This is a genomic window from Neorhizobium sp. CSC1952, assembly GCF_030378245.1.
In the GTDB taxonomy this organism is placed as follows: domain Bacteria; phylum Pseudomonadota; class Alphaproteobacteria; order Rhizobiales; family Rhizobiaceae; genus Neorhizobium; species Neorhizobium oryzae_A.
This window is the reverse complement of sequence record NZ_CP128416.1, coordinates 2,406,056-2,429,576: the sequence shown is the minus strand read 5'-3', so window position 1 is coordinate 2,429,576 and position 23,521 is coordinate 2,406,056. Positions and strand designations below refer to the sequence as shown.

22 protein-coding genes are annotated in these 23,521 nt (G+C 65.0%); 11 read left to right on the top strand and 11 right to left on the bottom strand.

Going from position 1 to position 23,521, the window contains the following annotated elements; genetic code table 11:
• Positions 1-115: 115 nt before the first annotated feature.
• The 6 genes from prmC to QTA58_RS11890 all read right to left on the bottom strand — a co-directional run bounded on the left by prmC (position 116) and on the right by QTA58_RS11890 (position 8,134).
• Complete coding sequence (gene prmC / locus QTA58_RS11915) at positions 116-991, bottom strand: peptide chain release factor N(5)-glutamine methyltransferase (protein ID WP_289672979.1); 876 nt, start codon at positions 989-991, stop codon at positions 116-118.
• Complete coding sequence (gene prfA, locus QTA58_RS11910; RefSeq protein WP_085419550.1) at positions 988-2,070, bottom strand: peptide chain release factor 1; 1,083 nt, start codon at positions 2,068-2,070, stop codon at positions 988-990. The genes prmC and prfA overlap by 4 nt, the downstream gene beginning before the upstream one ends.
• Before the next feature lie 160 nt (positions 2,071-2,230).
• Complete coding sequence (gene ptsP, locus QTA58_RS11905) at positions 2,231-4,498, bottom strand: phosphoenolpyruvate--protein phosphotransferase (protein WP_289673146.1); 2,268 nt, start codon at positions 4,496-4,498, stop codon at positions 2,231-2,233.
• A 79-nt stretch (positions 4,499-4,577) separates the two neighbouring features.
• The gene (locus QTA58_RS11900) at positions 4,578-5,852 is read right to left on the bottom strand and encodes an aspartate kinase (protein WP_085419551.1); all 1,275 of its coding nucleotides are present in this window, start codon (positions 5,850-5,852) and stop codon (positions 4,578-4,580) included.
• A gap of 232 nt (positions 5,853-6,084) precedes the next feature.
• Positions 6,085-6,915 carry an SH3 domain-containing protein gene (locus tag QTA58_RS11895; RefSeq protein WP_143531460.1) on the bottom strand — a complete coding sequence of 277 codons (831 nt, stop codon included), beginning with the start codon at positions 6,913-6,915 and terminating at the stop codon, positions 6,085-6,087.
• A 160-nt stretch (positions 6,916-7,075) separates the two neighbouring features.
• Complete coding sequence (locus QTA58_RS11890; protein ID WP_085419553.1) at positions 7,076-8,134, bottom strand: LacI family DNA-binding transcriptional regulator; 1,059 nt, start codon at positions 8,132-8,134, stop codon at positions 7,076-7,078.
• 149 nt (positions 8,135-8,283) lie between these two features.
• Between QTA58_RS11890 and QTA58_RS11885 the strand changes: the two genes are divergently transcribed.
• The 7 genes from QTA58_RS11885 to ugpC all read left to right on the top strand — a co-directional run bounded on the left by QTA58_RS11885 (position 8,284) and on the right by ugpC (position 17,537).
• Positions 8,284-9,381 (top strand): glycoside hydrolase family 88 protein, encoded by a 1,098-nt coding sequence (locus QTA58_RS11885; protein ID WP_085419554.1) that lies wholly within the window; start codon positions 8,284-8,286, stop codon positions 9,379-9,381.
• Positions 9,378-10,214 (top strand): 5-dehydro-4-deoxy-D-glucuronate isomerase, encoded by an 837-nt coding sequence (gene kduI, locus QTA58_RS11880; RefSeq protein WP_085419555.1) that lies wholly within the window; start codon positions 9,378-9,380, stop codon positions 10,212-10,214. Before QTA58_RS11885 ends, kduI begins: the two co-directional genes overlap by 4 nt.
• A 7-nt stretch (positions 10,215-10,221) precedes the next feature.
• Positions 10,222-12,717 (top strand): hypothetical protein, encoded by a 2,496-nt coding sequence (locus QTA58_RS11875; RefSeq protein ID WP_289672976.1) that lies wholly within the window; start codon positions 10,222-10,224, stop codon positions 12,715-12,717.
• 80 nt (positions 12,718-12,797) lie between these two features.
• Positions 12,798-14,066 (top strand): ABC transporter substrate-binding protein, encoded by a 1,269-nt coding sequence (locus QTA58_RS11870; protein ID WP_289672975.1) that lies wholly within the window; start codon positions 12,798-12,800, stop codon positions 14,064-14,066.
• A 295-nt stretch (positions 14,067-14,361) separates the two neighbouring features.
• Positions 14,362-15,381, top strand: a complete 1,020-nt coding sequence (locus QTA58_RS11865) for a sugar ABC transporter permease (protein ID WP_289672973.1) — start codon at positions 14,362-14,364, stop codon at positions 15,379-15,381.
• On the top strand, positions 15,381-16,445 hold the full coding sequence (locus tag QTA58_RS11860; protein WP_085419558.1) for a carbohydrate ABC transporter permease: 1,065 nt from the start codon (positions 15,381-15,383) through the stop codon (positions 16,443-16,445). The genes QTA58_RS11865 and QTA58_RS11860 overlap by 1 nt, the downstream gene beginning before the upstream one ends.
• Positions 16,446-16,454: 9 nt before the next feature.
• Positions 16,455-17,537 carry a sn-glycerol-3-phosphate ABC transporter ATP-binding protein UgpC gene (gene ugpC / locus QTA58_RS11855; RefSeq protein ID WP_289672971.1) on the top strand — a complete coding sequence of 361 codons (1,083 nt, stop codon included), beginning with the start codon at positions 16,455-16,457 and terminating at the stop codon, positions 17,535-17,537.
• A gap of 192 nt (positions 17,538-17,729) precedes the next feature.
• Here ugpC and QTA58_RS11850 read toward each other — a convergent pair whose 3' ends face one another.
• Positions 17,730-18,623, bottom strand: a complete 894-nt coding sequence (locus tag QTA58_RS11850) for a dienelactone hydrolase family protein (protein ID WP_289672969.1) — start codon at positions 18,621-18,623, stop codon at positions 17,730-17,732.
• A gap of 453 nt (positions 18,624-19,076) precedes the next feature.
• On the opposite strand from QTA58_RS11850, the gene QTA58_RS11845 reads away from it, so the two are divergent.
• The 4 genes from QTA58_RS11845 to QTA58_RS11830 all read left to right on the top strand — a co-directional run bounded on the left by QTA58_RS11845 (position 19,077) and on the right by QTA58_RS11830 (position 20,923).
• Positions 19,077-19,496, top strand: a complete 420-nt coding sequence (locus QTA58_RS11845; RefSeq protein WP_143531443.1) for a hypothetical protein — start codon at positions 19,077-19,079, stop codon at positions 19,494-19,496.
• Between the two features lie 52 nt (positions 19,497-19,548).
• The gene (gene ubiG, locus QTA58_RS11840; RefSeq protein ID WP_289673143.1) at positions 19,549-20,295 is read left to right on the top strand and encodes a bifunctional 2-polyprenyl-6-hydroxyphenol methylase/3-demethylubiquinol 3-O-methyltransferase UbiG; all 747 of its coding nucleotides are present in this window, start codon (positions 19,549-19,551) and stop codon (positions 20,293-20,295) included.
• Positions 20,296-20,357: 62 nt separating this feature from the next.
• Positions 20,358-20,627 carry a hypothetical protein gene (locus QTA58_RS11835; protein WP_085419562.1) on the top strand — a complete coding sequence of 90 codons (270 nt, stop codon included), beginning with the start codon at positions 20,358-20,360 and terminating at the stop codon, positions 20,625-20,627.
• The gene (locus QTA58_RS11830; RefSeq protein WP_085419563.1) at positions 20,624-20,923 is read left to right on the top strand and encodes a type II toxin-antitoxin system RelE/ParE family toxin; all 300 of its coding nucleotides are present in this window, start codon (positions 20,624-20,626) and stop codon (positions 20,921-20,923) included. Before QTA58_RS11835 ends, QTA58_RS11830 begins: the two co-directional genes overlap by 4 nt.
• A 148-nt stretch (positions 20,924-21,071) precedes the next feature.
• On the opposite strand, the gene QTA58_RS11825 is transcribed toward QTA58_RS11830, so the two are convergent.
• The 4 genes from QTA58_RS11825 to QTA58_RS11810 all read right to left on the bottom strand — a co-directional run bounded on the left by QTA58_RS11825 (position 21,072) and on the right by QTA58_RS11810 (position 23,495).
• A complete protein-coding gene (locus tag QTA58_RS11825; RefSeq protein WP_085419564.1) occupies positions 21,072-21,500 on the bottom strand; it encodes a DUF1178 family protein in 429 nt (142 codons plus the stop codon).
• Entirely contained in the window at positions 21,497-22,363 is an 867-nt protein-coding gene (locus tag QTA58_RS11820) for a carbon-nitrogen hydrolase family protein (protein WP_289672965.1), read from the bottom strand. Before QTA58_RS11820 ends, QTA58_RS11825 begins: the two co-directional genes overlap by 4 nt.
• A gap of 24 nt (positions 22,364-22,387) precedes the next feature.
• Positions 22,388-22,648: a glutaredoxin 3 gene (grxC, locus tag QTA58_RS11815; protein ID WP_085419566.1), complete on the bottom strand. Its 261-nt coding sequence runs from the start codon at positions 22,646-22,648 to the stop codon at positions 22,388-22,390.
• A 70-nt stretch (positions 22,649-22,718) separates the two neighbouring features.
• Positions 22,719-23,495 carry a ComF family protein gene (locus QTA58_RS11810; protein WP_289672963.1) on the bottom strand — a complete coding sequence of 259 codons (777 nt, stop codon included), beginning with the start codon at positions 23,493-23,495 and terminating at the stop codon, positions 22,719-22,721.
• Positions 23,496-23,521 lie beyond the last annotated feature (26 nt).

The window sequence follows — 23,521 nt, the reverse complement described above, 5'->3', positions numbered from 1 at the left end:
AAGGGTTGACCTGTAACCCGAACGAATCGCTGTTCATTCCCAGCCGCCCCAGTGCGTGCTTTGCAAGCTATCCCGCTTCCTCCGGAAATCCAAGCCTTTTCTTCTGCTGTGCAAATCAGGGCTCTTTTACGGTAAATACGAGAACTCGATCATTGCCGCCGTAATCGCGCGCCGCCTGCACCGGCTCAAAGCCGGCCGAGCGGAAAATGGCGGTTACGGCTTCCTTCTGGTCGAACCCGATTTCGACGCCGATAACGCCGTCCTTTTCGAGGAAATCTCCTGCACCCGCTGCAATCGCGCGATAGGGAGAAAGCCCGTCGGGCCCTCCGTCCAGCGCTGCCGGCGGATCGAAATCCCGAACTTCCGGTTCCAGTGAGGGGATAACGTCACTCCGTATATAGGGCGGATTTGACACGATTATGTCGAAACGTCCGGAAATATTTTCGAACCAGTCGCTTCGGATCGCTTCAAATCTCTCCGCCAATCCTGTCCGTGCCGCGTTTCCCGCTGCCGTTCGCAAGGCATCTTCCGAAATATCGCTGCCGATCCCCGTGGCCTCCGGGCTTTCCTTCAGCAGCGCGAGAATGATCGCGCCGGTACCCGTGCCGAGATCGAGAAGCCGTGCAGCACCCTTGGCTGCGACAATCCGCCTCACGTGGGGAAGCAGGCTGTCCACCAGGATTTCCGTGTCCGGGCGGGGCTCCAGCGTCTCCTTGGAGAGGAGGAGGTCCATCCCGTGGAATTCCCGTGACCCTAATATGCGGTGGACCGGCTCCCGTTTCAAGCGCCGTTCGACGGCATTCGTGATTCGGGCCTGTTCGTCGCCCCTCAGAACCCGGTCGCCGCCCGTGAAGACCTCGGTGCCGGAGAGGCCGAGAAGCCCGCCGATCAGCAGCCGCGCCTCGATCGCCGCGTCCGGCAGACCGGCTTCCGCGAGCCGGCCCCTCGCCTGCGCCAAGGCCTCGGCCAAGGTCGTCGTCCCGGTCGTCATCCCTGTTGCTCGCCGAGCTGCGCGAGCTGGCCGGCCTGGTAGTCGGCGATCAGCGCATCGACCACTTCGTCGATCTCGCCCTCCATCATCCGGTCGAGCTTGTAGAGCGTCAGGTTGATGCGGTGGTCGGTCACGCGCCCCTGCGGAAAGTTGTAGGTGCGGATGCGCTCGGAACGGTCGCCGGAACCGACCTGGCTCTTGCGGTCGGCGGAACGTTCGCTGTCCGCCCTCTGCCGCTCCATGTCGTAAAGCCGCGAGCGCAGCACCTGCATCGCCTTGGCCCGGTTCTGGTGCTGCGATTTTTCCGAGCTGGTGACGACGATGCCGCTCGGAATATGGGTGATGCGCACCGCCGAGTCGGTGGTGTTGACATGCTGGCCGCCCGCGCCGGACGAACGCATCGTGTCGATGCGGATGTCCTCGGGACGGATTTCGATGTCGATCTCCTCCGCCTCGGGCAGGACCGCGACGGTCGCCGCGGAGGTGTGGATGCGTCCCTGCGTTTCGGTATCCGGCACACGCTGGACGCGGTGAACGCCGGATTCGAACTTCAGCTTGGAGAAGACACCGCGCCCGGTGACCGTCGCAATGATTTCCCGGTAGCCGCCCGCTTCGCCTTCGCTCGCCGAAAGCACCTCGACCTTCCAGCCATGCGCGCTCGCATAACGCTCGTACATGCGGAAGAGATCGCCGGCGAAGAGCGCCGCCTCGTTGCCGCCGGTGCCGGCGCGGATTTCCAGGATGGCGCTTCTCTCGTCGGCGGCATCCTTCGGCAACAGCAGGATCTGCATCTCCTTTTCGAGCGTCTCGATCCGCTCTTCCGCCTCCGGCAGCTCCATCTCGGCAAGCTCGCGCATCTCGCGGTCGGTCGCCTTGTCGGCGAGCATCGCGCGAAGGTCCGCCGCTTCCGCGACCGTCTTCTCGTATTCGCGGATCTTCCGCACCACGGGCTGCAGCTCGGCATATTCCGATGCCAGCTTCACGTAGACGTCGGCGGCCGGACCTTCCGACATGCGCGCCTCGATCTCGCCGAAACGGCGCTCCAGCTCGCGCATCTTTTCAACAGGAAGCTTCGCCAACTATAAAACTCCAACTATGCCGTTCGTCATCCTCGGGCTTGTCCCGAGGATCTGCCAACCTATCGGCGTGGATGGATCCTCGGGATATCCGCGGACTTGATCCGTGGACCGAAGATGACGGTGAGAGCACATAGCTCGACCAATAGCCGCCATTCAATCGTCAAACCGGAATATTGTGAGCCTGGGCGAACCGCACAAGCAGTTCCCGGATCGGCTCGTTCGAGGTCGTGTCGTCGAGCGCGGCGTTGAGCTCGGCGGCCAGGAGGTCGGCGTCGAGCCCCAGCAGCATGGCCTTGACCGGACCGATCGAGGTCGCCGCCATCGAGACGGAACGGAAGCCGATGCCGATCAGCGCCATGGCGGAGAGCGGCTTGCCGGCCATCTCGCCGCAAAGCGTCACCGGCGTCTTGTTGCGCTCGCCGGCGCGTGCGATGTCGCGCAGGATGCGCAGGAAGGGTTTGCCCAGGTTGTCGAACCGGTCGGAGACCCGCGCATTGCCGCGGTCGGCCGCCATGGCGAACTGGAAGAGGTCGTTGGAGCCGACCGAGACGAAATCCACTTCCTGCATCAGCTCGTCGAGCTGCCACATCAGGGCCGGCACTTCCAGCATCGCGCCGAACTGCAGCTTGCGCGGCAGGCTGTGGCCGAATTTCGAAAGATGCTGCACTTCCTTCTGCATCAGGTCGCGCACCGCATGGATTTCCGAGACCTCGGTCACCATCGGCACCATCATCCTCAGCTCGCCCCCCGCGGACGCCCTCAGAAGCGCGCGAAGCTGGGTGCGCAACAGCCCCGGCCGGTCGAGCGAAAGGCGGATCGCCCGCCAGCCGAGCGCCGGGTTTTCCTCCTCGTGGGCACGGAAATAGGAGACGACCTTGTCGCCGCCGATATCGAGCGTGCGGAAGGTCACGGTTCGGCCTGCCGCCTGCTTCATCACGTTGCGGTAGAACGCTTCCTGCTCCTCCAGCTTCGGCATGGTGGAGGCGATCATGAACTGCAGCTCGGTGCGGAAGAGGCCGATCCCGTCGGCGCCGGATTCCGTCAGCTGCGGCAGGTCGACCATCAGGCCGGCATTCATCTGCAGGCTGATGCGCTTGCCGTCCCTGGTGAGCGGCTCGACCGAGCGCAGCGCCCGGAACTGCTCCTGGCGGCGGGCGCGCAGCCGCACCTTTTCCTCGTAGGCCTTCTGCAGGTCCGCCATCGGACGCAGGTGGATCTGCCCGTCGTCGCCGTCGATGATCACCGGATCGCCGTTTTCGGCGAGCGCCACGACGCCGGCCGCCTGGCCCACCACCGGAATGCCCATGGCGCGCGCGACGATCACCACATGGCTCGTCACCGCCCCGTCTTCCAGCACGAGGCCGCGCATGCGCTCGCGCGGATAATCCAGAAGTTCCGCCGCCCCCATGGCGCGCGCCAGGATGATCGCGTCGGCCGGGAACCCCTCCTCCGAAAGCCGGCCGGAAAAACCGGTGAGCTGCCTGAGCAGGCGGTTGGCGAGGTCGTCGAAATCGTGCATCCGCTCGCGCAGATAGGGGTCGGTGAGGCGCATCATGCGCGCCTTGGTGTCGCTCTGCACCTTCTCGACCGCCGCTTCCGCCGTCAGCCCGTTGTGGATCGCCTCTTCCATGCGGCGGACCCAGCCCTGGTCATGCGCGAACATGCGGTAGGTTTCGAGAACCTCCCGGTGTTCGCCCTCCTGCGCCACTTCGCGGCGCGACAGCATGTCGTCGATGGAGATGCGCAGGCTGCCCAGCGCTTCGGCGAGCCGCTGGATCTCCCTCTCCGAATCCTCGTTGAGCAGATTGGTGACGACGATGCGCGGCTCGTGCAGCACCACATGGCCGAGGCCGATGCCTTCGTTGTAGCCGTCCGCCTCGATCGTCACCGCGCGGGTCAGGTCGAGTTCCAGCCCCGGCCGGGTGATCTTCTTGAGCTCGCCGGTGGCGATCATCTCGGCGATCACCATCGCCGTGGTCTCGAGCGCTTCGAGCTCGTCCTCGCGATAGTTGCGGCTCGCCCGGTTCTGCACGACGAGAACGCCGAGCGTGCGGCCGGCGCGCAGGATCGGCACGCCGAGGAAGGAGTGGTAGATCTCTTCGCCGGTCTCCGGCAGATAGCGGAAGGCCGGGTGCGCCTGCGCGTCGGAGAGGTTGAGCGGCTGGGCGGAGGCGGCGATCGTGCCGACCAGGCCCTGGCCCATCTTCAGTTGCGAAAGGTGGACGGCTTCCTTCTTGAGGCCTTCGGTCGCGTAGAGTTCGAGAACGCCGTCGGAGCGGAGCACGTAGACGGAGCAGACCTCGGCCACCATGTTGCTGGCGATCTGGCGGACGATCCGGTCAAGACGCTCCTGTGGGTCGAGCGGCTCCGCCATCAATTCGCGCAGCCGTTTCAAAAGAACGCGCGGACCAGCCGACAGGTCTCTCATCGGCATCAGTGCTCCCGAACCCAGGTCATCCTATCCGGGATGGCGCGCCCGAATGCCGGCGCGCCGAACCGGCTCACCATCAACTCTTATCGAGACCGTAGGCGGAATGCAAAGTCCGAACTGCGAGTTCGGAATAAGCGCCGTCGATCAAGATGGAAATCTTGATTTCCGACGTGGTGATCGCCTTGATGTTGATGCCTTTTTCGGCAAGTGCCTTGAAAGCGTGCGCGGCGACGCCCGCATGGCTGCGCATGCCGATGCCGATGACGGAGACCTTGGCGAGGCCTGATTCGCTCTGGGCGACGTCGAAGCCGATCTTGGCCTTGTTGTCGTCGAGCACCTTCAGCGCCTTCTGCACGTCGCCCGAAGGCACCGTGAAGGTCATGTCGGTCTTCGAACCGTCTTCCGACGTGTTCTGCACGATCATGTCGACATTGATATGCGCTTCGGCGAGCGGCCCGAAGATCGCGGCCGAGACGCCCGGCCGGTCGGCGAGCCGCCGCAGCGAGATCTGCGCTTCATCCTTGGCATAGGCGATGCCGGTGACGACTTCCTGTTCCACGATTTCTTCCTCGTCGCAAATCAAAGTGCCGGGCGGGTTCAAAAGGTCGCCCATGCCCGGCGCATCGGGATCCTCGAAACTGGAGCGCACGAAGGTGCGGACCTTGTGGACCATGGCAAGCTCGACCGAGCGCACCTGCAGGACCTTCGAGCCGAGGGATGCCATTTCCAGCATTTCCTCGAAGGAGACCTTCTTCATGCGGCGCGCGGCCGGCACGATGCGCGGGTCGGTCGTGTAGACGCCGTCCACGTCCGTGTAGATGTCGCAGCGGTCGGCCTTGACGGCGGCGGCGATCGCCACGGCCGAGGTGTCGGAACCGCCGCGGCCGAGGGTGGCGATGCGGTTGTCCGGGCCGAGCCCCTGGAAACCCGCGACGACCGCCACCTGTCCCTCGCCCATCCGCTTGACGATCTCGGAACCGTCGATCTCCATGATGCGGGCCGCGCCATGGGCGTTGTCGGTGCGGATCGGGATCTGCCAGCCCTGCCAGGAACGGGCGTTGATGCCCATGGATTGCAGCGTGATCGCGAGAAGCCCGGAGGTCACCTGCTCGCCGGAAGCGACGACGGCGTCGTATTCGCGCGCATCGTAGAAGGGCGAATTGGCGCCCGTCACCTTCGGCGCGTCCTGGACCCAGCCGACCAGTTCGTTGGTCTTGCCGGACATTGCCGAGACGACGACCGCCACCTCGTGGCCTGCCTCGACCTCCCGTTTCACATGGCGCGCGACGTTGTGGATACGTTCGAGATTGGCGACGGACGTGCCGCCGAACTTCATGACGATGCGAGCCATACGACCAAAACCACTCTTTCGCCCAGGCCTGAAGCGCCCGGACGTCTCCTTTCCAACGCCTCGAAATCCCCTTCCCTCAGGACGGGATCGTCGAGTTGCGGGGTCTCTTATCGAAAAGGGTGAAAGGGCGCAATGGCCGGAGCATAGGCGAACGGTACGCTCGTCATAAATGCTTCGCTAGGGGCACGCATGAAAAGGGCCGCCCGATGAGCGGCCCCGTAGTCGGGTCTGGTCAGTTGTCGCCGGTGGTTCCGGGCCTCTGGCAACTCGGCGTCCAGCAGACCTCACCATCCCGGTTTACCCTTTGCGGAGGACGGCGATCCTCGCCCCGCTCCACCCTTTGCGGCGGGCGACGGTCGTCATTCCGCTCCACTCTCGGCGGCGGGCGGCGGTCGTCGTTCCTGTCAACGCGCGGCGGCGGCCTGCGGTCGTCGTCGCGGTCGACGCGCGGCGGCGGGCGGCGATCGTCACGATCGCGGTCCCTGCCCCGGTCGCGGTCCCGATCCCACCGGTCACGGTCGCGGTCACGGTCGCGGTCCCAGCGGGGCGGATCCCGATCCCGGTCCCAGCGCGGCGGGTCACGATCCCACCGTGGAGGATCACGGTCCCAGCGCGGGGGGTCGCGGTCCCAGCGCGGCGGCGGCGGAGGCGGGCGGCGGTCGACCCGGTCCCAGTCGTAGCGGCGCCAGCGGTCGCGGTCGCGGTAGAAGTCGCGGTCGCGATAGTAGCGGCCCCAATAGGTATCGACGTCGAAGGTGATCATGGGAATGCCGAGCGGACGGTAATATTGCGGCCCGACATAGACCCGGTTGGATTGATAGCTGGCCTGGACATAGGTGCCGGACACCCAGCCGCGGCCGCCGAAAAACTGCACGTCGCACCAGTTGACGCTGCTCATGCAGCCGTAGATGGTGACGGGCGTCCCGACCGGAATGACGGTGACGGCGGGGTAGCCGGTGCTCGGTCCGGACCGCATGTTGACATTGGCCGTGGCGAAGCCGCGCACCGCCGCCTCCGCAAGCGACGGCGCCACGAACATGGCGCACAGAGCCGCAACGGACATGAGAATTTTCTTCACGGGCTTCCTCCTGAGAAACCTTGATTGGCGTCCGAACAGGCGTTCCGATCTGCCGGCGGATTTCCGCCGACCTATCAATGTTCGAGGCGGCTGCATTGTTCCAGCAGGCCTCTGAATGGCGCATGAATAAGCCGTTTGGCTTGCGTTAAGCCTGCCGCCGCTTCGCAGGCCCCGTCGACTGCCGTTCGGCGATATGGCAGGCGAGCTCCACCCGTCGCGGCGGAACGGAAAATCCGGACATGTCGTCGCGCAGGAGATCGAGCGCCACCGAACCGAGTTCGCGCATGGGGATGTGCATCGTCGTCAGCGGCGGATTGAGGAAGGCGGCTTGCGGCAGGTCGTCCATGCCCATGACGGACACGTCGCCGGGCACGGAATAGCCCGCCTGCTGCACGCCCATCATCGCGCCGACCGCGAGGCTGTCGCCGGCGGTGAGCACGGCGGTGAAATCGAGCCCTTTCGTGCGGATGCGCTCGCCGATCGCCTGGGCGGCAAGCTCCGGCAGCCAGTCGTCCACCGGCACGACCAGATCGGCCGGACAGGGCAGCCCGTGCTGGAGAAGCGCGTCCTGCCAGCCCTCGCGGCGTCGGTCGATGGTGCGCCGGCCGGGCCGCATCAGGAAAAGGATGCGGCTGTGGCCGAGCCGGATCAGGTAATCCGCCGCAAGATGCGCCGCCGAGCGGTTGCAGGGCGTCACGCTCGAAAGCCGCATAGTGGGATCGTCGCCGTTGATCAGCACGACCGGCTTGCCGAAGCCGCGGGTCGCCGCCAGCATGCCCTCGTCGTCGACGGTGAGGAACAGGAGCCCCGCCACGTCGGGATCGGTCCGTGCCTCTTCCAGCACGACCTTTTCCTCCGCCTCGTCGGCCACGGCGCGGGTGACGATGTCGAGACCCAGCGCCTGCGCCCTATCCCTCAACCCTTCGAGCACGTAGAGCGTGAACTGGTTGCGCACGTAGTCGATCATCGCCGCGCTCGAGGCGGCGAGCACCACCTTCTTGCCGGCGACCGGCGTCGGCACCGCGTAGTTGATGTCCTTCGCCGCCTCCAGGATGCGCTGGCGGATATCGGCCCGGACACCTTTCTCGCCGGCGATCGCCCGCGACACGGTGCTCAGCGAAACCCCCACCTTTTCCGCTATGTCCTCCAGCCGCACCCGCCGGCTCTTCTTGCCGCGTTTGCCAGGAACGATCGAGGTTGCCATGCCGTCCTCCCGTAAATCAGCCAGCAGACTGCAAAAAATTTTCAGATTGCGCAATCAATTTTCAGATGTTTTCATGAAGTCGCCGTCCGGGAGAGACGGGATCGACAGGATTGCGCGCCCTTGCGGGGCGCCGCGGGAGGAATTGCATAATGGGCCTTTCAGCCCGGGATCTCCGTGAGAAGCTCGACCGCCTGGTGGCCGGCATGACCGGCCTTCGCCACGATGGGCGCTTCCACGAACCCAATCTCGACGGCACCGCCGGCGACTACATCTCTTTCGACAGCTGGGAATGGCCGCAGGGCGTCGGTCTCTACGGCCTGATCCGCCTCTGGCTCTTCACCGGCCGCGACGATCTCAAGGCCCTCATCGAGAACTGGTATTCCGCCCGCATCGAGGCCGGCCTTCCCTCCCTCAATGTCAACACCACCGCGCCGATGCTGGGTCTCTCCGTCCTGTGGCGCGAGACCCGCGACCCGCGCTGGCAGCCCGTGCTCGATGCCTGGGCCGACCGCGTCATGAGCGAGATGGGCCGCACCGAGGAAGGCGCCTTCGAACACCACGTCTCCGACAAGGTGAACGACGACGAGCTCTGGGACGACACGCTTTATATGGTCGCCCTCTTCCTCGCCTCCTACGGTCAGGCGAGCGGCCGCGCCGAGCTGGTCGATGAAGCGGCAAAGCAGTTCCTCGTCCACACCCGTTATCTTGCGGACCGTAAGACCGGCCTCTGGTTCCACGGCTGGACGTTCGACGGCCGGCACAATTTCGCCGAAGCCCGCTGGGCGCGCGGCAATGCCTGGATCACCGCCGGCATGCTGGACCTCTTCGATCTTGCCGAAATGGGCAGGCCGGTGAAGGATTATCTCCTCGGCGTGCTGGTGGCGCAGGTGAACGCGCTCCTGCCGCTGCAGACCGCCTCCGGCGCCTGGCGCACCCTGCTCGACGACCCCTCTTCCTACGAGGAGATTTCCGCCACCGCCGGCATCGGCTACGGCCTGCTCAAGGGCTACCGCCTCGGCCTCGGCACCCGTGAATGGCGCGTGGCCGGCCTCAAGGCCGTTGAAGCCGTGCTTGCCAATATCGACGGAACCGGCACCGTGCTGAACGTCTCCTACGGCACCCGCATGGGCCACGACCTGCAATTCTATCGGGACATTCCGATCCAGCCGACCGGCTATGGACAGGCGCTTGCGATCCTCTGCCTTTCCGAAGCCCTGCGGCACGTCGATTCGGGAGAAGCGGCATGACGATGAAAGTGCTTTACGGGGCAGGCCCCGAAGACATCAAGACCTATGACACCGCGCGCCTGCGCGCCGAGTTCCTGATGGAAGACCTCTTCCGGGAGGATAAGGTCAGTTTCACCTATACCCATGTGGACCGCCTGATCCTCGGCGGCGCGGTTCCGATCTCGCAGACGCTCGCCTTCGGCTCGGGAGAGGATATCGGCACGCCCTTCCTGCTTTCGGCCCGCGAGATGGGCGTCGCCAATCTCGGCGGCACCGGCACGATCGTGGTCGACGGCAAGAGCTTCACGCTGGAAAACCGCGACGTGCTTTATATCGGCCGCGGCGCGCGCGAAATCTCGGCCGCCAGCGCCGACGCCGATAATCCCGCCCGCTTCTACATGAACTCCGTGCCGGCCGGCGCCGACATCCCGCACCGCCTCATCAAGCGGGCCGAATCCAAGCTGCTGACCTTCGGCGATCCCAAGCGCGCCAATCTCCGGAACCTTAGGATGTACATCCATCCGGAGGTCACGCCGTCCTGCCTGCTTCTGCTCGGCATCACCGACCTTTCCGAGGGCAGCATCTGGAACACCATGCCGCCGCACCTGCACGAGCGCCGCATGGAAGCCTATTGCTATTTCGACCTGCCCGAAGAGGAGAGGGTCATCCACCTGATGGGCCGGCCGGAAGAGACGCGCCATCTCGTCGTGAAAAATCTCGACGCGGTGCTCTCGCCCGCCTGGTCGATCCATATGGGCGCCGGCACGGCGCAATATGCCTTCGTCTGGGGCATGACCGGCGAGAACCAGGAATATAACGACGTGGCTCCCGTGGCCCTCAGCGAATTGAGATAAGACTGCCATGAACCCTGAAGCGAATTGGATGCGGAAGACCTTGAAGTCGGGCGAAGCCGTCCGCTACTGGCAGCTCGGCCGCACGGCGCAGGAACGGTTCGACGTGCCGGACGCCCCGATGAAGGGCGAGATGGACCCGTTCTTCTTCCTCACCAAGGTCAAGAACTTCATCCCGCACGAATATCCCTGCCGCACCATCTTCGCCGAGACCTATCGGGGAAAACGTCCCGACGTGCGCGGCGAGTTCGAGGCGGCGCGCTGGTGGCTGCCCTTCGGCTCGCCCAGGCTCGATCTCTCCGGCTTCTGGTTCCGCCCGACCCGGCTCGCTACCTGGACCCGCACCTATATCGAAGCGGAGACCGCCGGCACGGCGAAGATCCGCCTCGGCACCTGCGGTGGCGCGGTCCTCTGGCTGAACGGCGCCGAGATCGGCTGGATGGCGCCCTACAGCCGCAATCTTGAAGCCAAGCAGGAATTCGAACTGCCGCTCGTCGCCGGCCTCAACGAGATCGTCCTGTTCTTCGACGATCTCGCCGAACGCGACGCCCGCTATTTCTATCAGTTCGATTACGTTTCCGGCCCTGCCGCCAGCGTCGCCATCCCGGTTCCGGTCTCAGGCTCCGTCGCGGAAAGTCTCGAAACGGCGCTCGACGGCATGCATCTCGACCGCCAGCATTATTTCGGCGGCGACATCACCGTTCTCTTCGCCGAAGCCCTGCCGATCGACGTTGAGGTCAACGTGGCGATCGAAGGCGACTTCATGTCCCGCGAGCGCTTCGATTTCGACTTCTCGCTGCCGGCTGGCGCCAAGAGCCTCAATGTCGGCGCCTCCGAAAAGGCGCCCGCCGATTTCCGCCACCTGCGCGTGACGCTGAATGCCGGCGGCTTCGTCGCCTCCCGCTCCGTCGGCGTGGAAATCTGCCATGCCGCCCGCCAGGGTCAGGCGCCGGCCTCCATCGCGGATCGCATCACCGAAACGCTGGCCGAAGTCTCCGAATATTCGGAGCGCGACACCGTCCGCGCCTTCGCCCGTCTCGCCAGCGGCCGCGCCGGCCCCGATACGGACGCGATGATAGAGGAAATCCTCCCCTCGATCGAGGATTGCCATGACTGCGCCGATTTCTCGCTCGTCCCGCTCATCTGGTCGCGCACCGTCTGGGGGAGCGACATCAACGAGAAGACCCGTACCCGCATCGACGGCGCCATCCTCAACTATCGTTACTGGATGGACGAGCCGGGCAACGACGTGCAGTGGTATTTCTCGGAAAACCACGCGCTCCTCTTCCATACCTCCGCCTATCTCGCCGGCCACCTCCTGCCCGACGCCACCTTCGTCCGTTCCGGCCGCAAGGGTTCCGAACAGTCGAAGGTGGGTGCCGAACGCGTCCGCGCCTGGCTCGACCATTTCGAAAAGTGGGAAATGGCGGAATTCAACTCCGCGCCCTATTTCCCGATCGACCTCAAGGGCCTGACGGCGCTCGCCGCGCTCTCGCCGGACAGGGACATCGCCGACCGCGCCAAGGCCGGCATCGTGCGCCTCTGCGAAATCATCGCCCGCTCCGCCCATCACGGCATGGTCACGGCAGCGCAAGGCCGCTCCTACGAGCACACGCTCTGCGCCGGCCGTTCGCTGGAGCTTTCCGCCGTCGCCCGTCTTCTCTGGGGCAAAGGCTGGTATGGCCGCCGCGTCCATTGCCTGCCGCAGATGGCGGTGTGCCTGCGCGACCACGGCCTCGAAATCCCGGCCTCTCTGGCTGCCATCGCCGATCATCAGGCCGGGCAGCACCAGGAATGGCGCTTCGCCCAGGGCGAGAATTCCTTCGCCGCCCTTTATCACTACAAGGGCCGGAACTTCGCCATGGGCTCGACGGTCCATTACCGCTGGGACGAATGGGGTTATCAGGAAACCGTGCTCCACCTGCGCCTCGGCGACAGGCCGGAAGCGGCGATCTGGATCAACCATCCGGGCGAGACCATCCAGTTCGGCTACGGCCGCCCGTCCTATTGGGGCGGCTGCGGCACCATCCCCCGCGCCCAGCAGTATCGCGGCCTCGCGATCCTCGAATTCACCACCTACGAGGAACAGCCCGATTTCACCCACGCCTGGTTCCCGAGGGCGGAGTTCGACGAGAGCCGCGTTTCCGGCTCCCTGGCGCTCGCCCGCGCCGGCGACGGTGCCGTGCTGCTCCGGGCCGGTTCCGATCTGCAGTTCGTGACCGAAGGCCCTTCGGCCGGCGCGGAACTGCGCCAGTACGGCCAGAAGAACGGCCAGAAGACCCGCTGGATCGTCCGCGTCTGCGAGGCCGGCGATCTCGCGTCCGTCGAAAACCGCTTCGCCGGTCTCTCCGCCGAACAGCAATCCGACGGCACGTTCGTCATCGAAGACCCGGAATATGGTACCGTACGCTTCCGGGCCGATGGCAGCGTGGAGGCGGAAGGCCGCGTGATCGCACGCACCGATTACACCGTGAAGGGCGAGGCAAGGATGCTGAGCCCGGCCTGACCGGCATGTTGCCGGCAAGGCGCATGCTGCAATAAAACCGGACGGGAGGAGGCCCCGTCCATAAAGAGGAGGAAATGAGCATGAAATTGAAATCGATCCTGGCGGGCACCGCGCTCGCCCTCATGGCCTCGACGGCGGCTTTCGCCGGCGACGTGCGCATCATGTGGTATTCGGACGGCGTCGAAGGCGAAGTCATGAAGGACCTCGTCGGCCGCTTCATGAAGGAAAACCCGGGCATCAACGTCATCCTCGACAATGTCGCCTATAGCGTCATCAAGGAACAGCTCCCCGTCCAGCTCGAAGCCGGCAACGGCCCGGACATCGCCCGCGTCACCGCCATCAAGGACCTTGCCCGCCACTGGCTCGACCTGCGCCCGCTGGTCAAGGATGCGAAATACTGGGACGACAATTTCGGCGCCCAGGCCGACTGGATGCGTCCGGACGGCTCCAACCAGATCTCCGGCTTCATGACGCAGATCACGCTGACCGGCGGCTTCGCCAACAAGACGCTCTTCGATCAGGCCGGCGTCCCGCTTCCGGGTCCGAACGCCACCTGGGATGACTGGGCGGCGGCCACCAAAAAGGTCAAGGAAAGCCAGCAGGTCCCCTTCGCCATGGCGATCGACCGTTCCGGCCACCGCATCACCGCTCCGATGCTGTCCTACGGCGCGAACTATGTCGGCCAGGACGGCAAGCCCGCCCCGCTCGACAAGGGCGCCAAGGACTTCCTGACCAAGTTCGTCGGCTGGACGGCGGACGGCACCTTCTCCAAGGATGTCTGGGTCTCGGCCGCCGGCACCACCTACCGGCCCGCCGCCGACGACTTCATCAACGGCCAGCTCGCCTTCTATTATTCCGGCTCCTGGCAGGTGGCGAACCTCGCCACCAAGATCGGCAACAGCTTCGACTGGGTCGCGACCGGCAGCCCCTGCGGCCCGGCCGCCTGCACCGGCATGCCCGGCGGCGCGGCTCTGGTCGCGGTCAAGTACACCAAGAACCCGAAGGACGTCGCGACCGTCATGGATTGGTTCGCCCGCGAAGACATCGTCAAGGAGTTCTCCGAGCGCACCCTCTTCCTGCCCGGCCACAAGGGCGTGGTCGACAAGGGCGGCCTGGATTTCAAGACGGACAACGAACAGGCGAAGGCCGCCCTCACCAAATATGTTGAGGCGACCAAGTCCACGTCCGAAACCGCGCTGAAACTGCCCGGCTGGCGCTGGTCCGACACGGTCTACGCTGCGGTCGTCACCCGCATCGGCCAGACGCTCGCCGGCGAACTGAAGCTCGACGACGCCTTCCAGCGCATCGACGCCGACATCGCCCAGAAGGTCAAGGACGCCGGTCAGTGATCAACTGGCGGCGCACTGGCATGAAAATGATGCAAGGGAAAGCCGCGGTGCGCCCAGCCGATCTCCCCCCTTGTGGGGGAGATGCCCGGCAGGGCAGAGGGGGGTATGGCTTAGGCAAATCGCCAACCTCCCGCTTTGCCGCACCGTCGCTACCCCCCTCTGTCACCTCCGGTGACATCTCCCCCACAAGGGGGGAGATCATCGGGAGTTTGCCGCGCCGCCTCTCATCCTCATATCCGACAGCTTTGCCTGCAGCGAAAGGCCAAAGCTCAGCGACAGGAAGGAGTTCAATCCAATGAGCACAGCTTCTTCCCTCTCCCGCCTCGGCGCCCTCCTCATGACGCCCGTGCATTTCGTCATGCGCCTGGTCGACGCCCCCCTGCGCGGCCTGCAGAAGGCGACCGGCATCGGCGGCATGGCGGCCTTCTTCCTGGCGCCGAACATGCTGATCTTCGGCATTTTCGTGCTCCTGCCGCTCGTCATCAACTTCGTCTACTCGATGACCGGCGGCACCGCCTTCTTCCTGTCCGAACGCCAGTTCGTCGGCGCCGACCAGTACGCGCGCCTCTTCACCTGCGGCAGCTATCTCGATCCCATGTCCTGCCAGGAGGACGCCTTCTGGACGGCGGTCGGCAACACCTTCTGGTTCGTGATCCTGCAGGTGGCGCTGATGATCGTCACCGCGCTGATCACCGCGCTGATCCTCAACCGGGATCTCGCCGCCCGCTCCTTCTGGCGCGCCGTCTTCTTCTTCCCGGTCCTGCTTTCCCCGGTCGTGGTCGGCCTGATCTGGAAATGGATCCTGCAGCGCCAGGGCCTCCTGAACTTCATCCTCTACGAGTTCGGCGGCACCGAGCCCTATACCTGGCTCACCGACCGCAACTGGACCTTCGCCGCCACGATCGGCGTCTCGATCTGGGCCCATATGGGCTTCTACGCGCTGATCCTGCTCGCCGGCCTGCAGGCGATCCCGAAGGACCTCTACGAAGCCGCCGAAATGGACGGCACCAGGCCCGCCCGCGTCTTCTGGCGCATCACGCTGCCGCTGCTCGCGCCCAATCTCCTGGTCGTCGTGGTTCTGGCGCTGATCCGCGCCGTGCAGATCTTCGACGAGGTTTACGTTCTGACCGGCGGCGGTCCGGGCACCAGCACGCTTTACCTTACGCAGTATATCTACGAGACCGGCTTCGCTTCGGCGCTGCGCAATCCGGGTCTTGCCGCCGCCGCTTCGATCCTGATGGGCGTGGTCCTCGTGGTGCTGACGCTCTTCCAGCTCGGCATCGGCCGCAAACAGGAAAACAAGGGGAAACGCTGATGGGAGCGGCTGCGCGTTTCCTTCTTCGCCGCCAGGGGGTCAACAAGGGCGGTCGGGGCTGGCACTGGACGGACGTCGTCACCTGGATCTGGCTGGTCGGCGGCCTGATCATCATGTTCGGCCCGGCCGTCTGGCTCGCCTTCTCCTCCTTCAAGACGCCGGCGGCGCTCGCCGAATTCCCGCCGTCGATCCTGCCCTATGTCACCAGCCAGGCCACCGTCGAGGGCTACGACAAGCCTCTGCAGCTCTACGACGCGAAAATGCCCGACGGCTCGACGCGCGTGCTCGCCGAGGTGCGCCGCATCGGCCTCGTGTCCCAGATGGTCGATCCGCAAGCGCCGGGCGAGATCGTCCGCGTCAACATGAACGACCGCACGCCGGTGCGCACCCTCTCGTTCGCCACGTCGAACTACACCGAACCCTTCGTGCATTTCGATTTCCTGCGCTACCTCTGGAACTCCGTCTTCGTGACGGTCGTCGCGACACTGATCACCCTCGTCGTCAATTCCATGGCCGCCTTCGCGCTGTCGAAATACGAGTTCCGCGGCCGCTCCGCCGCCATGCTGATCATCCTCGCGACGCTGATGGTGCCGCTCTCGGTCATCATGGTGCCGCTCTATTCGATCATCTCCTCGCTCGGCCTCTTCAACAGCCTCTGGGGCGTCATCCTGCCGACGGTCGCCACCCCCACCGGCGTCTTCATCCTGCGCCAGTACATGCTGACCATACCCGACGAGCTGATCGACGCGGCGCGCATGGACAAGGCGTCGGAATGGCAGATCTACTGGCGCATCGTCCTGCCTCTCACCGCGCCCGCGCTCGCGGTTCTGGCGATCTTCTCGGTCGTCTGGCGCTGGAACGACTTCCTCTGGCCGCTGATCGTCCTGTCGCGCCGCGAGCTCTACACCCTGCAGGTGGGTCTGAGCATCTATTCCGGCGAGCTGAACGTCCAGTGGCATTTCATCCTGGCCATGACCGTCGTGACGATGATCCCGGTGGTGCTGGTCTTCATCTTCCTGCAGCGTTTCATCACCACCGGCATTGCCGGCACCGGTTTGAAGTAAGGAACACCGATGGGCGAAATCAAACTCACCGATGTCAAGAAATCCTTCGGCGCCGTCGATGTCCTGAAGGACATCGACCTGCATATCAGGGACGGCGAGTTCGTCGTCTTCGTCGGTCCGTCCGGCTGCGGCAAGTCCACGCTGCTGCGCACCATCGCGGGATTGGAAAAGGTCACCGGCGGCGAGATCGAGATCGACGGCAAGCGCGTCAACGAGGTCACCGCCGCCGACCGCGGCCTTGCCATGGTCTTCCAGTCCTATGCGCTCTATCCGCATATGAGCGTGCGCCAGAACCTCGCCTTCGGGCTTGAAAACTCCAACATGCCGAAGCCGGAGATCGCCGAGCGCATCACTGAGGCCGCCCGCATGCTGGAGATCGAGCCCTATCTGGAGCGCCGCCCCGGCCAGCTTTCCGGCGGCCAGCGCCAGCGCGTCGCGATCGGCCGCGCCATCGTGCGCCGCCCCACCGCCTTCCTGCTCGACGAGCCGCTGTCGAACCTCGACGCAGAACTGCGCGTCTCGACCCGCGCCGAGATCGCCGCGCTGCATGCCCGCATCGGCTCGACGATGATCTACGTCACCCACGACCAGGTGGAGGCGATGACACTGGCCCACCGCATCGTCGTCATGCGCGCCGGCAGGATCGAGCAGGTCGGCACCCCGCTCGACCTCTACAACACGCCCGCCAACCGCTTCGTCGCCGGCTTCATCGGCGCGCCGCACATGAATTTCCTCAAGGGCGAAGTCGTGGAAGCGGAAACCGGCACGGTGACGCTCGTCATCGGCGGCGGCCACCGCCTCCTGGTGCCGATTTCCCATCACAAGCTCTCCGTCGGCGACAAGCTGACGGTCGGCATCCGGCCGCAGCACATCACGCTCGCGAACGATCCCGGCAGCCTGGCGGTCAAGGTGCGCCTCGTCGAAGCGCTCGGCTCCGAAACCGTCATCCATGCGGACCTGAACGGCGAAAAACTGCTCGCCGTCGTTTCCGGCCAGAAGCAGATCGCACCCGGCGACGAAGCCCATTTCTCCATCGCCGGCGCCCCGCTGCATCTGTTCGACGACAATGGGCTGCGGGTGAAGGGCGCCTGAACCTTGCCCCTCACCCTCACCCTCACCCTCACCCTCACCCTCACCCTCACCCTCACCCTCTCCCCGTAAACGGGGCGAGGGGACGTGCCTTACGCAGCGTAGCCGTAAAGGAAGCCAGCGCGGCATACCCCTTCTCCCCGTCAGAACGGGGAGAACGTGCCGGCAGGCGGATGAGGGGCAAACAACGCCCCCTCACAAATACCCCTTGAAGAAGGTCAGCACCGCCTGTCGCATGGCCGGCGTCTCCTTGTGGCCGACGCCCGCCTGCGGCAGGAACACCAGCGCCCCCAGGGCCTCCGCTTCGAGATAGGCCGCCTCCGTTTCGGCAAAGGCCTTCTCCACCGCCGCGGGCGGCGTCAGCGGATCGTCCCAGCCGATGGTGATGAGCTGGGCCCGCGGCGCGACGAGCCCGGCGATCTCGCCGGTCGAGGTCTCTCTGAGCAGGCCCGGCACGGTGAGATAGTGGCCGTGCAGGTCGTGCGCGCCGGTCTCGACCAGGGTCGCGAAATCCGCGTAGCAGCAGAGATGCGCCGCCGCCTTCACCCGGCCGTCGATCGCCGCGAGGAAATAGGCGAGCGTCGCGCCCATCGAAAGCCCCGTGACGCCGATCCGCGCCGGATCGACTTCCGGCCGGGTCGCCAGCCAGGAAAGCGCCGCCGCCTGTTCGGAAAGCATCTGCCCGAACAGCGTCCTGCCGTGCCAGAGCGCCGCCTTGGCGGCCGCGTTCTCGGTCACGCCGGCCCGCTCGCCGAAGGTCGGCATGTCGATGCACAGCGTCACATAGCCTTCCCGCGCCAGGACCGGGCCGGGCGCGTCGACGAGCGCGGGCCGCCCCTCGATAAGCTCCGAGGCGCCGATATCCCAGCGGCCGCCATGCGCATGCGCATAGAGGATCGCCGGGCCCGGCGCGGTCAATCCGGCCTTCGGCCGCGTCAGGAAGCCGCGAACCTCCTCGCCGTCGGGCAGGCGGAAACGCAGGTGCTCCAGAACGTAGCCGTCGCGGATCTCGGAAAAGCCGTCCGCCAGGTCCAGCTGGACGCCCTCGAAGGCGAGCAGTTCCTTCAGCCGGGCCACCGTAATTGCCATCGCCCCTCCTCCCGCCGTCGCCGTCCTCGCTCCCGAAGCGGGGATGATTTCAGGCCACCCCTCTCGGCTTTTCAAACACATAAACCATATCTTGTCCCCCTTCATCCCCGCTCGCAATAGTCGTGCCTACAATCGGCCCGTTCCGTTTCGGCTACACCGGTTCAAGCATCGCCGGCGAGGCGGGACCGGTGCCCTGACGGTCTGCCGTTGATGCAGGCGGGCCATCGGGGGCTGCGCAGAAAATGGTCCCCCTCTCGCCTTAAGGCGGGGCGTGCGTGTGTCGCACACAACCCGGCTGGCATCCGCAAGGACGTAAGACCAGACCGCCGCAGAGGGACCGGAGTTGCGCGGAAAAACTGACTGAACGGGACACGTCGCGTGTCACATATAAAAATTCAATACGAGGCACCCGACGTGTCCCGGCCGAAACAAGAATAATCGGGATCGCCAAGGGTGGAATCCGCCCGGCAACAAGAGAGGCACGACATGGATAACCCGGACTTCAGCGACTACGAAAAGCGTCGGGCCGAACAGCACGAAGAACTCTGCCGCGCCGCTTCGTCCCTCATATGCATCAGCGATGGTCTGTGCCACCTGCGCTCCTGCCGTCGTCTGCGCATGTGCGGCGGCCCGATGCTGCCTTCGCCGCACCAGGCATTGGCTGTCCGCGCCCAGCAGGAAATCGGCCTCAGCGGCAAGGCCTGCGCCGAACTTCCCCTCTGCATCGCAAACCAAAAGCCGGAGGTCTTCAAGATCTACAAGAAAGTCATGGACCGCCTTCGGCAGATAAGGCCGGACAATCCCGAATTGAATCTGGTCCTGGCTTGCGCCGAGGATGCGGCAATGCGGCGCTTGCCCAAGAAGCGCTCTTGACTTCCAATCCCTGTCATCCGACTTCAAGCGCTGAAACGAAGGGATGAAGACCATGACCGAAGCCGCCAGAACGACCATTGACCCGCAGCAGGTGGAGTGGTTCTCGAAGATGGCGGCCGAGTGGTGGGACCCGACCGGCAAGTTCAAGCCGCTCCACAAGTTCAATCCCGTGCGGCTTGCCTATATCCGCGACCGCATCTGCGAGAATTTCGGGCGTGACCCGAAAAGCCACCAGCCGCTGTCCGGCCTGCGCATTCTCGATATCGGCTGCGGCGGCGGCCTGCTGTCGGAACCGGTCGCCCGCATGGGCGCCACCGTCGTCGGCGCCGATCCGTCCGAGAAGAATATCGGCATCGCCTCCACCCATGCGGCCGAGACCGGCACGGCGGTCGATTACCGCGCCGTCACCGCCGAACAGCTTGCCGAAGCCGGCGAGACCTTCGACGTCGTCCTGAACATGGAAGTGGTGGAGCACGTGGCGGACGTGGATTTCTTCATCACCACCTGCGCGAAAATGGTCCGCCCCGGCGGGCTGATGTTCGTCGCCACCATCAACCGCACCTTCAAGGCGGGGGCGCTCGCGATCTTCGCCGCCGAGAACATCCTGCGCTGGCTGCCGAGAGGCACCCATCAATACGAGAAGCTGGTGCGCCCGCAGGAACTGGAAAAGCCGCTCCATGCGGCGGGCCTGGAGATCATCCACCGCACCGGCGTCTTCTTCAACCCGCTGCAGGACCGCTGGAACCTCTCCCCCGACATGGACGTCAACTACATGCTGCTGGCGAAACGGGCGGCGTGATCGCTTCCACAGGCTGCCGGTTCCGTGGTAATCTGCGCGTCATCCTTCTTGGGAGAAAACCGATGGCTGAAGCCGTGAAAGTCACAGTAACGCTGGAACCGGATATCGAGGATTTCGTCCGCGACCAGATGGCACGTGGCTCGTTTGCTTCCTCCAGCGAATACATCGAGACCGTGCTCCGCGAGCGCTTCGAGCGTGAACACGCGCGCCAGCAGTTGGATGCCGAACTTCAGAAGGGCATCGATGATATCGAGGCTGGTCGGTTTATGTCGATCGAGGAAGCCTTCGATAGCATCTACGAAGAACTCGGCCTGAAGCGTCCGGCGCGATGAAGGTCATTTTCACTCGGGAAGCGCGCGGAGATCTCAGGGATATCGGCCGATATCTGCTGGATCAGAACCCCCGTCACGCTCTCACCTACATGGAAGGTCTGCGTGCTGCTTGCTTCGAGCTTGCGCATATGCCCGATGCTTTCGAGGTATTGGAGCTATCGAGCCATCCGGGAATTCGCCGGCGTGTCTTCGCTCCCTACCTGATCTTCTATCGAGCAGAGAACTCTGAAGTGAGAATCCTCCGCATCATACACGGCGCCAGGGACTATCTGCGCTTCCTCAATGAGGAAATCTGAGGCCGTCCCTCTCGCAATTCCGCCCCGGGATCATCCCCGCCCCTCGATCCCCTGCTACACTTCGTCCCCACATGCACGAAGGGCCGGGCGGATTTCATTCGGCCCAGCCCTTCGGGTTCTTTGAAATGAAGTTTCTGCGGAAACGCCGTCAGTTCGCGTCTTCCGGCAGCACCGGCAGCGGCGCCACCTCGATCCCCTCTTCGAGCAGGTCGCGCACTTCGCCGAGGCTCGCCTGGCCGATGATGCCGCGGGCATCCGCTTCGCCGTAATGGATCTTGCGCGCCTCTTCGGGGAACTTCTCGCCCACGTCCTCGGCATTGGCCTTGATCTCGGCGACCGCCTGCTTGAGCTTGGCGATCGCCTCCTGGCGGGCCATGTCCATCACCATCTCGCGCTTCGCCTCCTTTTTGCGGGCGGTCGAAACGGACGGCGCCATCAGCGACTTGGAGATCGAGGCGGAATTGCATACCGGGCAGGTCAGGAAGCCGCTCTCGACCTGCCGGTCGAAATCGGCGCTTTCCGAAAACCAGCCTTCGAACGTATGGGCGTTTTCACAGGTCAGCGTATACTTGATCAAGCGGCAACACCTCCCGCCGCACCGGATACGAGGCCAGGCACCGTGTCGAGCGTGAATTCGCGGGCGTTCTTGAGGTTGGGGATTTTTCCGCGCGCGGCCTTCACCGCCGCGATGTCGATCTCGGCGAGCACGACCGCCTCGCCGGTTCCGCCGGCGGACGCCAGCACCTTGCCCCAGGGATCGACGATCATCGAATGGCCGAAGGTCTCGCGGCCGTCCTCGTGCAGGCCGGCCTGCGCGGCGGCGATCACAAAGGCGCCGTTTTCGATGGCGCGGGCGCGCAGCAGGATTTCCCAATGCGCCTCGCCCGTCTGCCGGGTGAAGGCGGCGGGAACGGTGAGGATCTCCGCGCCGGCCAGCGCTTCCGAACGGAAGAGCTGCGGGAAGCGCACGTCGTAGCAGATCGCGAAGCCGAGCCTGCCGAACGGCAGGTCGGCCACCTTTGCCTCGGCGCCGGGCTCATAGGCCGAGCTCTCGCGCCAGCTCTCGCCGTTGTCGAGATCGACGTCGAACATGTGGATCTTGTCGTAGGTTGCGACCTGCCGGCCGTCCGGCGCGAAAAGGAAGGCGCGGTTGGCGATCTTGCCGTCATCCCTCGCGATCGCCGTCGAGCCGATATGCAGGTGGATGTCGAGCTCGCTGGCAAGGCCGCGGGCGGTCGCAACGATGATGTCGTTTACCTCGTCGCGGAGGACTTCCCGCATCGCCTTTCGGTCGCGCTGCAGCGCGCCGGTCATTTCCGGCGTCTGGATATAGGTCGCGCCCTGTGCGGCGGCATCGCGTACCAGCCGGGCCATGTCGGCGGCGTTCTTCTCCGGGTCGACGCCGGAGCACATCTGGATCGCTGCAGCCTTGAATACCATGATCCGCTCCTCGAAAACCCCGCCTCAGGCCGCGGCCAGCATCGGGTCCAGCTTGCCGGCCCGGTCCAGCGCATGGAGGTCGTCGCAGCCTCCGACATGCTGCCCGTTGATGAAGATCTGCGGAAAGGTCGAGCGGCCGTTCGCCTTGCCGATCATTTCCTCGCGAAGCTCCTTCGAATAGGTCGCGTCGTGCTCGACATATTTCACGCCCTTGGACTCCAGCAGAGCCTTGGCGCGGGCGCAGTAGCCGCAATATTCGCGTGTATAGATGGTCACATCTGCCATGAACGTCTCCGGGTGCGGCCGAGCGGGCGGGAAGCCGGTGGGGCCGCACGAAATTTGTCTTGTTCTTCTGTCATATAGGCCCGGAAACAGCCATTGCAAAGGTCAAAACCGTGACCTCCGCGGCCCCCGCCTGCCGCAAGGCGCGGGTGGCGGCGGAGACGGTCGCGCCGGTCGTGTAGACGTCATCGACCAGCACCAGCCGCTTGCCGAAAACGTCCGCTTCGTGCCCCGGCGCGATCCGGAACGCGGCCCGCACATTGTCCTCGCGGGCACGCGCCGAAAGCCCCACCTGCCGGCTCGTCCGTTTGACGCGGATAAGCGTCGACGGCAGGAAAGGCCTGCCGGACTTCCCCGCCAGATGCCGGCCGAGCTCGGCCGCCTGGTTGAACTTCCTGAAGGCGAAGCGCGAACGATGCAGCGGAACCGGCAGGATGCCGTCTGAGTTCGCCACATGGGTTTCCGCGGCGCGCAGCATCCAGCCCGCCATCATCGGCGCGAGATCGGTGCGGTCCCTGTATTTCAGCGAATGGACGAGGTCGCGCGCCGCCCCCTCGAAGATCGCCGCCGAGCGCAGCCGGTCGAAGACGGGCGGATCGGCGATCGCCTGGGCCGACAAGATGCCTGGCCCCGGATCGTAGGAGAACGGCAGGCCGAGCACCTCGCAATAGGGCCGTTCGATGAAGCGGATCTTTCGCCAGCAGGAGGGGCAGAAGCCGCCATGGGCACCGGTCCGCACGCCGCAGCCGGGGCAGACCGGGGGATAGACGAGATCGCCGACCCATCTCGTCCACCCTGCGGCGAACGATGTTACAAGTCGTAGGGCGTTGGCGCTCGGCTCAGCGGACATGGGTTGACTTTACCGAATGAAGAGAG